General features: G+C 38.3%; 18 protein-coding genes. All 18 read left to right on the top strand.

Going from position 1 to position 13,740, the window contains the following annotated elements; translation table 11 throughout:
• The first annotated feature begins 99 nt into the window (after positions 1-99).
• The 18 genes from GF867_RS05975 to GF867_RS05890 all read left to right on the top strand — a co-directional run bounded on the left by GF867_RS05975 (position 100) and on the right by GF867_RS05890 (position 13,728).
• Positions 100-456, top strand: a complete 357-nt coding sequence (locus tag GF867_RS05975) for a helix-turn-helix domain-containing protein (RefSeq protein ID WP_253940758.1) — start codon at positions 100-102, stop codon at positions 454-456.
• Between the two features lie 15 nt (positions 457-471).
• A complete protein-coding gene (locus GF867_RS05970) occupies positions 472-759 on the top strand; it encodes a hypothetical protein (RefSeq protein ID WP_153832192.1) in 288 nt (95 codons plus the stop codon).
• A gap of 185 nt (positions 760-944) precedes the next feature.
• The gene (locus tag GF867_RS05965) at positions 945-1,232 is read left to right on the top strand and encodes an ImmA/IrrE family metallo-endopeptidase (protein ID WP_495524952.1); all 288 of its coding nucleotides are present in this window, start codon (positions 945-947) and stop codon (positions 1,230-1,232) included.
• 170 nt (positions 1,233-1,402) lie between these two features.
• Positions 1,403-1,801: a helix-turn-helix transcriptional regulator gene (locus tag GF867_RS05960; RefSeq protein WP_172973970.1), complete on the top strand. Its 399-nt coding sequence runs from the start codon at positions 1,403-1,405 to the stop codon at positions 1,799-1,801.
• A 30-nt stretch (positions 1,802-1,831) separates the two neighbouring features.
• Entirely contained in the window at positions 1,832-2,188 is a 357-nt protein-coding gene (locus tag GF867_RS05955) for a hypothetical protein (RefSeq protein WP_153832189.1), read from the top strand.
• Positions 2,189-2,620: 432 nt separating this feature from the next.
• Entirely contained in the window at positions 2,621-2,806 is a 186-nt protein-coding gene (locus tag GF867_RS05950; RefSeq protein WP_153832188.1) for a hypothetical protein, read from the top strand.
• Positions 2,807-3,182: 376 nt separating this feature from the next.
• Positions 3,183-3,737 carry a sigma-70 family RNA polymerase sigma factor gene (locus GF867_RS05945; protein WP_153832187.1) on the top strand — a complete coding sequence of 185 codons (555 nt, stop codon included), beginning with the start codon at positions 3,183-3,185 and terminating at the stop codon, positions 3,735-3,737.
• A gap of 277 nt (positions 3,738-4,014) precedes the next feature.
• Complete coding sequence (locus GF867_RS05940) at positions 4,015-4,314, top strand: hypothetical protein (RefSeq protein WP_153832186.1); 300 nt, start codon at positions 4,015-4,017, stop codon at positions 4,312-4,314.
• The gene (locus GF867_RS05935) at positions 4,304-5,422 is read left to right on the top strand and encodes a DUF2800 domain-containing protein (protein ID WP_153832185.1); all 1,119 of its coding nucleotides are present in this window, start codon (positions 4,304-4,306) and stop codon (positions 5,420-5,422) included. Before GF867_RS05940 ends, GF867_RS05935 begins: the two co-directional genes overlap by 11 nt.
• Positions 5,423-5,439: 17 nt before the next feature.
• The gene (locus GF867_RS05930; protein ID WP_153832184.1) at positions 5,440-5,982 is read left to right on the top strand and encodes a DUF2815 family protein; all 543 of its coding nucleotides are present in this window, start codon (positions 5,440-5,442) and stop codon (positions 5,980-5,982) included.
• A 245-nt stretch (positions 5,983-6,227) separates the two neighbouring features.
• On the top strand, positions 6,228-8,171 hold the full coding sequence (locus GF867_RS05925) for a DNA polymerase (RefSeq protein WP_153832183.1): 1,944 nt from the start codon (positions 6,228-6,230) through the stop codon (positions 8,169-8,171).
• 11 nt (positions 8,172-8,182) lie between these two features.
• Complete coding sequence (locus GF867_RS05920) at positions 8,183-8,587, top strand: DUF7768 domain-containing protein (RefSeq protein WP_216650270.1); 405 nt, start codon at positions 8,183-8,185, stop codon at positions 8,585-8,587.
• The gene (locus tag GF867_RS05915; RefSeq protein ID WP_153832182.1) at positions 8,584-10,812 is read left to right on the top strand and encodes a phage/plasmid primase, P4 family; all 2,229 of its coding nucleotides are present in this window, start codon (positions 8,584-8,586) and stop codon (positions 10,810-10,812) included. Before GF867_RS05920 ends, GF867_RS05915 begins: the two co-directional genes overlap by 4 nt.
• A 156-nt stretch (positions 10,813-10,968) precedes the next feature.
• Positions 10,969-11,265 (top strand): VRR-NUC domain-containing protein, encoded by a 297-nt coding sequence (locus GF867_RS05910; protein WP_172973969.1) that lies wholly within the window; start codon positions 10,969-10,971, stop codon positions 11,263-11,265.
• Positions 11,255-12,604: an SNF2-related protein gene (locus tag GF867_RS05905; protein WP_366927766.1), complete on the top strand. Its 1,350-nt coding sequence runs from the start codon at positions 11,255-11,257 to the stop codon at positions 12,602-12,604. Before GF867_RS05910 ends, GF867_RS05905 begins: the two co-directional genes overlap by 11 nt.
• The gene (locus GF867_RS05900) at positions 12,604-12,834 is read left to right on the top strand and encodes a hypothetical protein (RefSeq protein ID WP_153832181.1); all 231 of its coding nucleotides are present in this window, start codon (positions 12,604-12,606) and stop codon (positions 12,832-12,834) included. Before GF867_RS05905 ends, GF867_RS05900 begins: the two co-directional genes overlap by 1 nt.
• A complete protein-coding gene (locus GF867_RS05895; protein WP_153832180.1) occupies positions 12,824-13,264 on the top strand; it encodes a DUF1492 domain-containing protein in 441 nt (146 codons plus the stop codon). The genes GF867_RS05900 and GF867_RS05895 overlap by 11 nt, the downstream gene beginning before the upstream one ends.
• A gap of 104 nt (positions 13,265-13,368) precedes the next feature.
• The gene (locus GF867_RS05890) at positions 13,369-13,728 is read left to right on the top strand and encodes an HNH endonuclease (protein ID WP_153832179.1); all 360 of its coding nucleotides are present in this window, start codon (positions 13,369-13,371) and stop codon (positions 13,726-13,728) included.
• Positions 13,729-13,740 lie beyond the last annotated feature (12 nt).

The following is a 13,740-nucleotide window of genomic DNA, read 5'->3' as shown; positions in this document are numbered from 1 at the left end:
TTTGACAAATCCTGGCAAATTTAACATACTCAAATTAGCAAATAAGCTAATTAACTAATTTGCATATAAAGGGGGGGACCACCATTTGGTGGGATGATAATGATTAATTTTGGAGGATACTTGGCGAAACTCCGAAAAGAAAGACGAGTGACGCTAAAAGATATGGCGGACGCAATTGGGATTACATCTCCTTATTTAAGCGATGTTGAAAAGGGAAGAAGAGATTCCTTTGATATCGAACGATTAAATAAAATTGTCGATTACTTAAAATTAACACATGAAGAAACGGATCATCTAATGAATTTAGCTGGTGATCAACGACAGAATATTGCGCCAGACTTACCAGACTATGTTGCAGGTAAAGAGTATATCAATGCAGCATTACGTCGTGCGAAAGACTTGGACGCAGGTGAGGAAGAGTGGTTGGCATTTATTAACTCATTAGAGAATAGATAGGCAAAGGATGATATGATGGTTGGTTTTAACACTCTGGGAATTAGATATCGAAATAATAAAGTTCCACAATTATCGCAACCCGATATTGAAGAATTGGCTTTGATTCTAATTAATAGATACAATTCTGATTTGTTAATCGATCCTCAGGGATTGGACGTAGATGATTTTACCGAATTCTTTCTGGAACTTGAAATTGAATACCATTATTTATCGCACAATAGGTGTTACTTTGGTATGTTTGTCTTTAATGATTCTGATAATATTCCTGTGTATTATCCATCTGACAATAGTGTCGGAATTTAACAATTTTTCAGGATACTATCTTATTAGACAGTAGTTTGACTGAAGACCGTAGTGAATATTTACGTCGGTTTACTCTAATCCATGAATGCGCTCACTCAATTTTGCATAGACCTTATTTTTCAAGATGCGATAATCAACTAACACTATTTGAATTAGAAGATGCGAATGATAGGAGTCATGCGCCATTGACGGCAGCAATGACCAGTTCTTATAATGGGAAGGGCCCGAGAAACTTTCAATCAGATCATGATTGGATAGAGTGGCAAGCAAATAGTCTAGCCTCCTGTCTATTGATGAATAAATCATCTTTGTCAAATCTATTGGAAGACTATGACTTAGAAGATTGTAGTTCTTTACAAAAAGCAGTAATAGTTAATCAAATATCTGATACCTATGAAGTTTCATATGATGCCGCGAGAGTACGGTTCGAAAGATTTACAAGAGATTATTTAAATGAAGGCAGTTTATTCTAACAATTTAGCGAGGAAACTCGCTTTGTTTTTTAAATAAGAAGTTCGCAAAAAAGCTAATTTGTTAATTTGAACTTGTTGAAAAGGTCAATAAATAACTGGGCTTGACCTAGATGTGAAACTGATATATATAATTATGGTGTTAAAGTAAATTGATGGAAAGAGTTGATTTAATGTTCAAGGCAAATTTGTTTTTTGATAATATATCACAATTAATTAAGGAGAATAAGGCAAAGATTGGCGAATTGGAAAGTCATGCCAACGTTAGTGCGGGTTATATATATCGTACTAGCAAGGATGAGGGCTCTAAGCCAGGGATTGATTTTGTGGTTAGTGTCGCTGAGTTTTTCGGTGTAAGTGTTGATACATCAATAAGTGTTGAATTTAATTCGTTGACCCCAACTGAGCGGTATTTAATAAAGTTCTTCGAAAAATTGAAAAAAGACACTGTAGGTGATCAAGTTCGTTGGATTAAATATACTCCCGATGAACTAAATCATGCGGATCCAGATATTAACGCTTTTGTAGATCATCCTCTTATGAACTATGAAACATTTTTAGACGAGGGTTAGGAGTATCCTGAAGAAGTCACGAGAGCGGTAATGAACTCAAATTCATATGGATTACGAAATGCGATTTCAGGAGATAGTTTTCAATTAGACATGACGAATAGTACTAGCATCCATATTATGAGCATAAGCAAAAGTAACTATAGAGTTAATGATTATGATTCGCATTGTGTTGAAATTTGGAGTGTCACTAAAGGCGGAGAGCTACAATTTTTAGCAAGTAGTGGAAGAACAAATAGCTTGAGCTATTTAGTAGATGATTTGTACCAAACAGTTTTAGAAGATTCGAAACACCCACGATTAAATAATAGCTTAACATATGCAATTGATTCTTATATGTCTAATGGAATAGTTACTAGCGATATAGATTATAATGATTTGCCATTTTAGGAGGGGAAAAAGAAAAAAGAAATTTGTATTATTAATAGCTTTGACCAAGTTCTAGAGCGTTTATTTGATGTAATAGTCGACGATGATGGAGTTTAAAATAAGAACAGCGACTTATCCATAAAAGTGATTAAATCCCAGTGAGCTATCTATAAAATTCAATCGATTATTCGTAATTATCTGGAAGTTCAATAATTATTTCCTGTTTGACCAATAGTATTCTTTCATCAAGAAAAAGGCATAGCCCACAAAAAAACTTAATGAAAATTTAATACATTTTAAAGACGAATTTAGGCATTAATTACGTATTTATACATATAAGCTAAATGGAGGGGTTAATTTTATTATAATCATCAAGAGCACAAATTGTTACATGCCTAATGAAACAGTTACTTTGATTTAGCTAATATTAAATTTTTAATTTTAGGAGGAAAAATGAAAAGATCAATTCGTAATATTAATAGCTTAGAACAAGTTCCAGAACGTTTATTTGACGCAATGGTCAATAGTGACGGAGACATTGTGGCGGAGTTTAAGTTAAGTAAGAGTAAAAAGGTTGTAGTACCTTGGAATGAAATCGTCTATCAAATAGAAAGTATGAAACGGCAACAAATTAAATAAGTAAAAGAAACTATCGTGAAATGCCCAAATTATTGGAGCTGAAGGCGAAGTTATCTGTAGAGTATCAATCTATAGGTAACTTTGTCTTTTTTTTGTTTTAAAGGAGGTGAATCTTTGGTTGAAGTACGAAATAGAAATAACAAAAAGGTATGCGAAATTAACGAAACTAAAAAGCAAGTCATTATCTCTAACAAAGGGTATACGACGATTATTCAGTTTACAAAGGATAACACGATAAAAGTCATTAATAAGTAAATAAACAATTCCGTAGAGCTGCTAGACAGACTGGAAACTACCAATTGGTAGTTTTTAGTCTGTCTTTTTTTGCTCTTCGGACATGTGACAGCTCTGCGGATAAAACCAAAGGAGCACACACATGAAAAATCGATTTATTACAGTAAAAACAGCAATACTGGTGAATGGTAAAACTATCCTTGTTAATCAAGAGGTCGAAGTATCAGAAGAAATCTACTTAGAAATGATGCGCGAAGAATGGCGTGAAGATAAACGAGCTCAACGTGCGTATAGAGATGTCAATCGTGTCTGGGAAAACTACAAAGATGAAAAATCAAATTGGCTACCCGAATCACCAGACCAATATAAAGCATTAGTAGGTACCGGTGAACCATTGAGTCAATTGAAGATGGGGTTACCGCTATCTTTAGATCGTATCTCTGAAACTACGAACTTTGAAGCGACAGCTCAGACAAATGTAGAGGAAGATGCTGAAGCTCATCTATTGTATGAGGCATTTGAAGAAGTGCTGGATGATTTTTCTGAGCGTAACAAACTGATTATGTCCCTTTTATTTATAGAAGAATTGACCGAGCGTGAAGTGGCAGATATTGTTGGTTGTTCTCAAAAGACGGTTAATAATACCAAGAATAAATTATTGCCGATTATTCAAGAAGCCTTAAGAGATTGGAAATAACTTTTCCGATTAGTTACTCAAGTTGATGCTGGATGTCCTAAGAGAGATGGAAGGAAAAAATCAAAGTCGCCATCTTTCTTGGAGGCACAGAAGAAATTTGAAAATACTTTCTAAAAAGTTACTCAAAACAGCGACGGATGTCCTATGAGGAATGGAAGGAGGTAATCGGTCTTGGACCAAACAACTAATGAAGAAATTGCTAGTAGTCTTATTGCGATTTCAATAGTAACGAAGAAGCTCGCACGTCAAATCATGTCTAATAGTAAAGGAGATAAACATGTCGAGAATGAAGTTGTACAAACAAGTGTTAGAAGATGCTCAGAATCTAAACGACAGCCTAATCGAACTTTTAAATTTTATGAATAATGATCACCCAGTTGAAGAAGTTGCTTCGGAAATACATCCTGTTTCGTTTGAAGCAATTCAGGTATTTCTAGCAGAGAAGTCAAGGCAAGGGTTTACTACCGAAATTCGGTCACTCATCCGACAATTTGGTAGCAACAAATTAAGTGAATTAGAACCTAAGGTCTATCCCGAGTTGTGGAAAGCGGTTGAGGCGTTAGCACATGAAGACTAAGAAACACGCATTGCTTTCCGCCTCCAGTTCTCACAAATGGTTGAATCATGGACCGATTGCATTACTTGAAGCGATGGTTCCGGAAGATGAATCATCAGAAGCGGCAGAACAGGGGACTGCAGCACATGCGATGGCCGAACATTTCTTAAAATTGAAGTTAAATCAAGCGTCAGTTTTAGAAGGTTCGATTTATCATGACGAAGACATGGAACGCTACTGTCAGGACTATGCCAACTTTGTGGTTGAACATAAAGAATCATTAGGTGAAAACACATTGTTGTTTATCGAACAGCGATTGGACTTTTCGCCCTATGTTCCAGAAGGATTTGGTACAGGAGATGCTGTACTTATCTCAGACAAAATATTGCATCTGATTGATTTAAAGTACGGCAGATACTACGTCAATCCCGAGAACAATACTCAGCTTCTATTGTATGCCCTAGGTGCACTCAATCTCGTCGATAGCATCTACGATATCGAAGAAGTCCGGATGACCATCTACCAGCCACGTATTGGTAATGTAGCAACTTGGACGATGGATACTGCCCCCATATTAGAGTGGGCTAATGGAGAACTTAAGGCTAAAGCTATGCAAGCTTATAAAGGTGAGGGCAAATTGGAGTATGGTGATTGGTTAGCAATGACTAAAATCAAAGCTATCTCCAAAGACCGTGCTAATCATCATCTAGAACTTCGTAAATATCAGTTGAAAGAAGCTCATTTGCTGAATGATGAAGAAATGGCAGAGGTTTTATCCCATGTCGATGATTTAGCAAAATGGGCCAAGGATGTTAAAGAATATGCTGAAAAACAAGCAGTAGAACATGGTAAACATTATCCCAACTTCAAACTTGTAGAATCGCGTTCAAATCGAAAATATGTTGATTCTAAATTAGTAGAACAACGAGCAACGGAACAAAATATTGAGGATATTTACCAACAATCCTTACTACCACTCACTAAGCTCGAAGCAAAATTAGGTAAAGAGAAATTCCGAGAAGTATTTGGTGACTTAATTACTAAACCATCAGGGCAACCAACTTTGGTACCTGCATCGGATCGCCGTCCAGAAATCGTCAAACATGATGTAAATGTAGATTTTAATTAGAAAAGGAGAAAAATAATATGTCTAAACAGAACACTAAAGTAGTAACAGGTGAAGTTCGTTTATCTTACGCAAATGTGTGGGAACCAAGACCGGGGATGAATGGTGGCAAAGATAAGTATTCTGTGAGTTTGATTATTCCAAAATCTGATACAAAAACGATTGAAAAGATAGAAGCAGCTATGGATGCGGCCATTGAAGTGGGGATTGGTAAATTTGGTGGTAAGAAACCTAATAAAGCTGCTTTAAAGTTACCGCTTCGTGATGGAGATGTAGAACGTGATGATGCGGCATACAAAGATGCCTATTTCATTAACGCGAACTCAGTTCAAGCACCACAAATTGTTGACCAATCAGTCCAGCCAATTCTTGAACGTTCTGAAGTTTACTCAGGTATTTATGCACGTGTGTCATTAAATTTTTATGCGTATAACGTTAACGGTAATCGAGGTGTGGCAGTTGGCCTCGGTAACGTTCAGAAGCTTCGTGACGGTGAGCCATTAGGCGGGCGTACATCAGCTACTTCAGATTTTGATGCTGTTGATGATGACTTTCTAGCTTAGGGGTAGGTAAGTGCATGGAGCGTTTAAACGAAATCGCTAAGGATGCAATCTATTTAGCGGGAGCTTGGCAGGTCGGAACATGGTTAGGTCATTTAATCGTCTGGCTATTTTACAAGTTCCGAGGCGATAAGTAGATGGAAATTATAGTCAATAACTTCTTCATCGGTTGGGCCTTACTTGGCTCATCCGAGTCGGAGTTGCAGCCTATGTTGATGTGAAAGTGAAGTTGAAGGAGTTGGATGAGTATGGTCATTGATAGTTTAAATATTGATATCGAGACCTTTTCTTCGGTGGACTTATCAAAAGCGGGTGTCTACAAGTACGCGCAGAGCGAGGACTTCGAGGTCCTCCTTTTCGCTTATGCTGTTAATCATGGCCCCGTTGAGGTAGTTGATTTAGCTCAAGGAGAATTATTATCAAAAGAAGTGATATCAGCACTTCAAGATGACCGCGTTAAAAAGTGGGCCTTTAATGCTAACTTCGAGCGTGTATGTTTATCGAGTTATCTAGGACAATCACTTTCTCCAGAATCATGGTACTGCACGATGGTCTGGTCTGCTTATTTAGGTCTGCCATTGTCTTTAGAAAAGGCAGCACAAGTATTGGGATCAAATGAGCAGAAGAAGATTGAGGGAAAGTCACTTATCCGTTACTTTTCAGTGCCCTGTAAACCCACCCAATTGAACGGACAACGCACACGAAACCTACCGAGTCATGATCGAATAAAATGGCGAGGATTTAAGGAATACAATAAGCAAGACGTTGAGACCGAAATCGCTATTCAAAACCGATTATCACATTTTCCCATGCCGGACTTTGAATGGTCCCATTATCACTTAGACCAATTCATCAATGATTATGGCATAGAGGTAGATCCTATACTTGTCAATCAAGCCATCAAATTTGATAAACAATTACGGGAGGAAAATATGAAACGGTCAATTCAGTTAACCGAATTGGAGAATCCAAATTCACCAACGCAACTCAAAGAATGGTTAAACCATCAAGGTCTTCCGATTAAGTCACTTGCTAAAAAGGAAGTTGAGAGGGAACTAGTGGATGCGACTGGATTCGTTAAAGAAGTTTTGGAACTAAGGCAAGAACTGTCAAAATCCAGCGTTCGAAAATATCATGCGATGGAGAATGTTAGGGGAGAAGATCAAAGAGCCAGAGGGCTGCTTCAATTTTATGGTGCGAATCGCACAGGTAGATATTCAGGACGACTCATTCAAGTACAAAATTTAAGACGTAATAATTTAACTAATCTTGAACTTGCGAGGGACCTCGTTAGAGAGGGGAACTTTCAAGAGTTGGAACTGGTTTATGATAGTCCGTCGGATGTTTTATCCCAGTTGATTAGAACAGCATTTATCCCTAAGAAAGAGCATCGTTTTATTATATCAGACTTCTCAGCCATTGAAGCGCGCGTGTTAGCTTGGCTTGCCGGTGAGTCCTGGCGGTTAAAGGCATTTGAAGCCGGGGCAGATATTTACTGTCAATCAGCCAGTCAAATGTTCCATGTACCTGTTGAGAAGAATGGAGTGAATGGGCATTTGCGTCAAAAAGGCAAAATTTCTGAATTGGCGTGTGGCTATCAAGGGTCCGTCGGTGCTTTGAAAGCGATGGGAGCTATAGAGATGGGACTGGAAGAAGCTGAGTTAAAGGGCATTGTCGATTCCTGGCGTTTTGCCAATCCTCACATTGTTCAATTTTGGTGGGATATGGATGAGGCGGTGAAGCAGGTAGTGAAGTCTCGAGAGACAATTTACTTAAAATCGCTGATTTTGACCTATGAGAAAGGGATGCTATTTATTGAATTGCCGAGTGGCCGACGACTTGCGTATCCCAAACCTAAAATGGGACAGAACCGTTTTGGTGCTGAGTCGGTTACTTATGAAGGAATTGCTCTAGGGAAAAAATGGGAACGGATTGAAAGCTATGGCGGCAAGTTTGTCGAAAATGTTGTTCAGGCCATTGCTCGAGATATTTTAGCAGAAACAATGCAACGACTCGCAGCTGCGGGATATCACATCGTCATGCATGTCCACGATGAGGTCGTGCTAGAAGTGCCTATTGGAGAATCAAGTATTGAAGAAGTCAATGAAATAATGAGAGAACAACCAAAGTGGGCAGACGGACTACCGCTAGATGCTGATGGTTTTGAGTGTCTCTTTTATCAGAAAGACTAGGGGGTTTTAAAGTGAAACAAAAAGAATGGCTAAATGGGTCAGGATACTATGACCCGACGGCTTATCAGGCATTAAAGAAATTAAATTATTTGCCAATTGTATATATTTGCTCATCATTTTCAGGAGATGAAGTTGTGAACGCCGAGTTAGCCCGTCAGTATGCTCATTTTGCATTAGAAAAAGGAACGATCCCTATCACGCCAAATCTTTTATTCCCACATATTATGAATGACTTAGATGTGGAGGGCCGTCAACATGCCTTGCGAGTAAAGTTAATCCTTTTAGGTCGATGTAAAGAATTATGGGTGTTTGGCGATAATCTGTCTGAAGGAATGCGTCAGGAAATTCAACGAGCAAAACACCGCAATATGATGATTCGTTGGTTTAGTGAAGATTGCCAGGAGGTTACTAGATGATTTTATACACAACAAATACTAGAGAAAAGGCAAATAGCTTTATTTTCCCTAACCGTATTGAAGCAAATATTGAAGAAGAATTTAGAGAAGCTATGCAGTACGATCATGTGACGGCTCAGTATGAAAATAACCATCGTGCCAATGCAAATTTCCTAGAGTCTAATGTTATCGTGATGGACTTGGATAATGACCATTCCAATGATGCGTCTAGTTGGATTGATATGGAGGATGTGAAGCTGGTCTTTCAAGGTGTAAAGATGGCGCTCGTAACGAGTCGTAACCACTGGAAGCAGAAAGAGAACCAATCGGCTCGACCTCGTTTCCATGTCTATTTTCCCATTCATTCAATTCATGATGCGAAAGAGTACCGTAAAACCAAAGAAGCGATTCTGAACTTTTTTCCATACTTCGATACAAACGCGATGGATAGTGCTCGACTGATTTTTGGCGTTGAAAATCCAATCGTTGAAATTGTAAAAGGTGATCAATATGTCACCGATATTTTAACCGATTCATTTGAAACGTGGGATAGCGAACAAGGCCAAATTTTAGAAGGAGGTCGGAATAATGCCATGAGTCAGTACGCAGGTCGAATTTTGATTCGGTTAGGGGATACAGATGAATCGCGTGAGTTATTCAACCAAAAGTCAACATTATGTTCCCCGCCATTATCCGATGAAGAATTGGAGAAGATATGGCAGTCTGCATTGAGATTTGGTCGACGTATTTCTGAATCACCTGACTATATTCCGCCTGAACAATTCAAGCCAAATTCAACCTTAAAGCCGTCTGACTATTCGGATGTAGGTCAAGCAACCGTATTAGCAGGGGAATATCAAAGAAAGTTACGTTATTCGCCAGCAACGGATTATCTAATTTATAACGGTAGCTACTGGGAAGAATCAAAACCTAAATCACTAGGTTTAGCCCAAGAGTTAACGTTTCGTCAATTAGAGGAAGCTGAACAACAAATCCTAGAATTTTCAGGACAATTGGAACAAAATGGCGGCTTGGCCATTATTGAGAGCGTTGGAGAAAAGAAGGCCACAGAAGTGTTTTCTAAACCTCAGCGTATTGCTTATAAAAATCTTCAAGTGGCTATTGCCTATCAAAAATATGCGATTAAACGTCGTGATGATCGTGGTATTAATGCGTCACTACGACAAGCTCAGTCGATGCTGGAAATTAGCTCTGCAGATTTGGATACCAATGAATTTTTATTAAATACACCCAGTCAGACCCTTAATTTAAAAACGGGAGAAGTGTTTGAACACCTTCCAGAGAACTTCATTACAAAGCAGACAACGGTCGATGCCAATAAAGAAAATTTAAAGCTTTGGCTAGATGCCTTAGATACCTTCTTTCTGGATGATAAAGACTTGATTAATTATGTGCAACAAATCGTAGGCCTATCAATTATTGGCAAGGTTTATGTCGAATCCTTAATAATAGCTTATGGTGATGGGAGGAACGGGAAGTCTACTTTCTGGAATACCATTTCGCGTATTCTAGGAAACTATAGTGGAAATTTATCTGCAGATGTTTTAACAGTGAATAACCGAAGAAATGTAAAACCAGAGTTGGCAGAATCCAAAGGCAAACGTTTACTCATCTCTGCCGAGCTTCAAGAAGGCATGCGACTGAATACTTCTATCGTTAAGCAGCTTTGCTCGACTGATGAAATTTTTGCAGAGAAGAAGTATAAGTCACCATTTAGCTTCATTCCCAGTCATACCTTGGTTCTTTATACGAACCATTTACCGAAGGTAGGTGCCATTGATAGCGGAACGTGGCGACGATTGATTGTGATTCCATTTGAAGCAAAAATTGAGGGACGCAGTGATGTTAAGAACTATGCGGATTACCTATACCATGAAGCTGGCGGTGCTATTTTATCTTGGATGATTGAAGGGGCACAAAAGGTTATTGCCTCCGACTTTAAGATACCACTCCCTCAAAAGGTGAGGGAGGCTATTGAAGAATATAGGGAAAGTAATGATTGGATGGGACAATTCCTCAATGATTGTTGTGAGTTAGACAATGCGTTTGTGGAGAAGTCTGGACAAGTTTATGATGAGTATCGTGCGTTTTGTTTCAGGACAGGAGAGTTCACTCGCAGTAGTACTGACTTTTATGCGGCACTGGCATCAGAAGGCTTTGTTCGCCGCCGTCGTAGTGATGGGAACTACATTCAAGGTTTGAAATTGAATTCAGAATTTTCGTAAAACATGATGATAATAGGGCTAGTGGAGGTCGTGTAAGCTATCTATATAACTTTTCTATATAGATAAAAAAATAAATCACTATATAAAGGTTATATATACAGCCTTCACAGCTTCCACTAATACGATTAACTCAACATTTTATATTGAGGTGATAGCATGCAAAAAATGAGTGAACATAAAATTGAGGCACAACTAGTGAAAACAGTTAAAGCACAAGGTGGGTTGTGTTTGAAACTAAACTCTACCAGCATGATAGGTTTACCTGATCGTTTAATTTTGTTATCAGGAGGGAAGTTTGCTTTTGTAGAAGTGAAAAGTCCGGGCGAAAAGCTTAGGCCTATCCAAGTGAAGCGGATGAATGATTTGCAACAGTTAGGTTTTCGATATTATGTGCTGGATAACTTAGAACAAATTGATACCATCATTGAGGAGGTGACAGCCAGTGAAATTTAACCCTTATCCTTATCAAGCATCGATGACTGAGTACATTGAAAAACATGAAGTTAGTGCCTTGTTTTTGGCCATGGGTTTAGGGAAAACAGTCATTACCTTATCAGCCATTCAAAACTTAATGTTTGATTCCTTTGAGGTAAAGAAGGTGTTAATCATTGCACCCATTCGAGTTGCAAGGGACACTTGGCCTGACGAGTGTGATAAATGGGAGCACCTAAAGCTACTAAACTATTCAACGGTCATTGGTTGTGCGACAGAACGCACCCAAGCATTGAAGCAAAAAGCGGATATTTATTTCATTAACCGAGAAAACGTCGACTGGTTGGTGAATAAGAGTGAGATGTCATTTGACTTCGATATGGTCGTAATCGATGAACTCTCTAGTTTCAAGTCACATACTGCGAAGCGATTTAAAGCCTTAGTACAAGTGAGGCCAATCATCAAACGAATGGTGGGTCTAACAGGAACCCCTTCAAGTAATGGCCTGATGGACTTATGGGCACCTTTTAGAATCTTAGATAAGGGTGAAAGACTTGGACGATTCATTACCCAGTATCGACAAACTTACTTTGAACCAGATAAGCGTAATGGCATGATTATTTATTCATACAAGCTACGTACAGGTGCAGAGGAAGCTATCTATGAAAAGATAGGTGATATGACTGTCTCGATGAAAGCAGAAGATTATTTGGATATGCCTGACCTCATCATGAATAAAGTATCGGTTGAGCTTTCTGATAAAGAACAAGCTACTTATGACCAACTAAAAAAAGATATGCTGGTGACCTTGGGAGATAGAGAAATTGATGCAGTCAATGCAGCAGTACTCTCTGGTAAGCTACTTCAGATGGCTAGTGGTAGTGTGTACGGTGAAGAACGAGAGTCAATTCATCTTCATGACAAAAAACTAGATGCGTTGGGAGATTTAATAGAGGGTGCGAATGGTAAGCCACTACTAATTATTTATTGGTACAAGCACGACTTACATCGTATTCAAGGACGCTTTGATGTTAGAGAACTTAAAAGCAAACAAGACTTTAAAGATTGGAATAAGGGAGAAGTTCCAGTGGCAGTGATTCATCCGGCTAGTGCAGGTCATGGACTTAATCTTCAAAGTGGAGGGTCTACAATTGTTTGGTTTACTTTAACTTGGTCATTGGAACTCTACGAACAAACCAATGCAAGACTTTACCGTCAAGGTCAAACTGAAAGTGTGATCGTCCACCATATTCTAGCGAAGAATACACTAGATGAATATGTTCTAAAGGCACTGAAAAATAAAAGTCAAAATCAAAATGCTTTAATTGATGCTGTTAAAGCGAACTTGGAGGTGAGTTAATGGATAACCCTTATGAACGATTAGCTCATGAGATTGTTCTACAAGCGGTCAAAGATTATCGAAGTGCTTGTAAACAATTAAAACGAAATCCTAAGAGCGATGTTGCGAATCGTCATTTAATATCTTGCGAAAGATTTTTCTTATCTGAATGGTTTAAAGAAATCACAGATGCAGATGGTGGATTGTTACTAAATAATTTAAACGAGGAGGTAGGAGTATTTGACACCTAAAAAATTCTTACAACAGGCATTCTATTTAGATCATCGTATCAACAGTAAAATTGAACAGATAGATTCACTGAACGTTTTGGCACAAAAAGCAACTAGTACCTTATCAGATATGCCAAAAGCACCAGGACGCAATACTTCTCGTTTGGAAGAAATTATCGTGAAGATTGTAATGCTTCAAGAAGAAATCAATAAAGATATTGATGCCTTAGTGGATATCAAAGTTCGTATCACAGAAATGATAAACAAGATGTTGGATAAAGAGCAACAAATGGTTTTGGAAAAACGTTACTTGAATTTCTTATCCTTTGAACAGGTTGCAGTGGACTTGAACTTTAGTATCCAGCATGTCTTTCGTATTCATAAACAAGCACTGTTAGAGATTGAGCCCGTCATAAAAAAACATGAAGAAAATAAAGATGAGAGTAAATGAGAGAGAATGAGAGTAAGCCTTAGTGATATAGTTAAGGTGTAGAAAAGTATAGAACAATAGCCTTGGGAGAAAACTCTCAGGGTTCTTTTTATGGAGTGAAGTCAATGCCAAGGAAACCTAAACGTCCATGTTCTCATCCAAATTGTCCAGAATTAGTTGACGGTAGTTTCTGTGAGAAACATCAAAAAGAAAACAATAAGCATTATGAAAAGTATCAACGTGATCCAGAAACTGCAAAACGATACGGAAGATCGTGGCGAATGATTCGTAACAAATTTATTCGAGAGCATCCCTTATGTCAGCAGTGTTTAAAAGAAAACAAACTAAAGACTGCAGAAGAAGTCCATCATATCTTACCTTTGAGACGTGGTGGTGCACATGATGAAAATAATTTGATGGCTTTGTGTAAATCCTGCCACTCGAGAATTTCTGTATTGGACGGAGATCGGTTCGGTAAAAAATAGTGCGTGAGGGGA

The organism is Fundicoccus ignavus (genome assembly GCF_009659375.1).
Taxonomy (GTDB): domain Bacteria; phylum Bacillota; class Bacilli; order Lactobacillales; family Aerococcaceae; genus Fundicoccus; species Fundicoccus ignavus.
The sequence above is the reverse complement of the archived record's forward strand: the minus strand, read 5'-3'. Positions and strand labels throughout refer to the sequence as shown.

Excerpts from the sequence above, each read along its gene's own strand:
- GF867_RS05975 (WP_253940758.1), top strand. The coding sequence starts at position 100 with ATGATTAATTTTGGAGGATACTTGGCGAAACTCCGAAAAGAAAGACGA.
- GF867_RS05970 (WP_153832192.1), top strand. The coding sequence starts at position 472 with ATGGTTGGTTTTAACACTCTGGGAATTAGATATCGAAATAATAAAGTT.
- GF867_RS05960 (WP_172973970.1), top strand. The coding sequence starts at position 1,403 with ATGTTCAAGGCAAATTTGTTTTTTGATAATATATCACAATTAATTAAG.
- GF867_RS05955 (WP_153832189.1), top strand. The coding sequence starts at position 1,832 with ATGAACTCAAATTCATATGGATTACGAAATGCGATTTCAGGAGATAGT.
- GF867_RS05950 (WP_153832188.1), top strand. The coding sequence starts at position 2,621 with ATGAAAAGATCAATTCGTAATATTAATAGCTTAGAACAAGTTCCAGAA.
- GF867_RS05945 (WP_153832187.1), top strand. The coding sequence starts at position 3,183 with ATGAAAAATCGATTTATTACAGTAAAAACAGCAATACTGGTGAATGGT.
- GF867_RS05940 (WP_153832186.1), top strand. The coding sequence starts at position 4,015 with ATGTCGAGAATGAAGTTGTACAAACAAGTGTTAGAAGATGCTCAGAAT.
- GF867_RS05935 (WP_153832185.1), top strand. The coding sequence starts at position 4,304 with ATGAAGACTAAGAAACACGCATTGCTTTCCGCCTCCAGTTCTCACAAA.
- GF867_RS05930 (WP_153832184.1), top strand. The coding sequence starts at position 5,440 with ATGTCTAAACAGAACACTAAAGTAGTAACAGGTGAAGTTCGTTTATCT.
- GF867_RS05925 (WP_153832183.1), top strand. The coding sequence starts at position 6,228 with ATGGTCATTGATAGTTTAAATATTGATATCGAGACCTTTTCTTCGGTG.
- GF867_RS05915 (WP_153832182.1), top strand. The coding sequence starts at position 8,584 with ATGATTTTATACACAACAAATACTAGAGAAAAGGCAAATAGCTTTATT.
- GF867_RS05910 (WP_172973969.1), top strand. The coding sequence starts at position 10,969 with ATGCAAAAAATGAGTGAACATAAAATTGAGGCACAACTAGTGAAAACA.
- GF867_RS05900 (WP_153832181.1), top strand. The coding sequence starts at position 12,604 with ATGGATAACCCTTATGAACGATTAGCTCATGAGATTGTTCTACAAGCG.
- GF867_RS05890 (WP_153832179.1), top strand. The coding sequence starts at position 13,369 with ATGCCAAGGAAACCTAAACGTCCATGTTCTCATCCAAATTGTCCAGAA.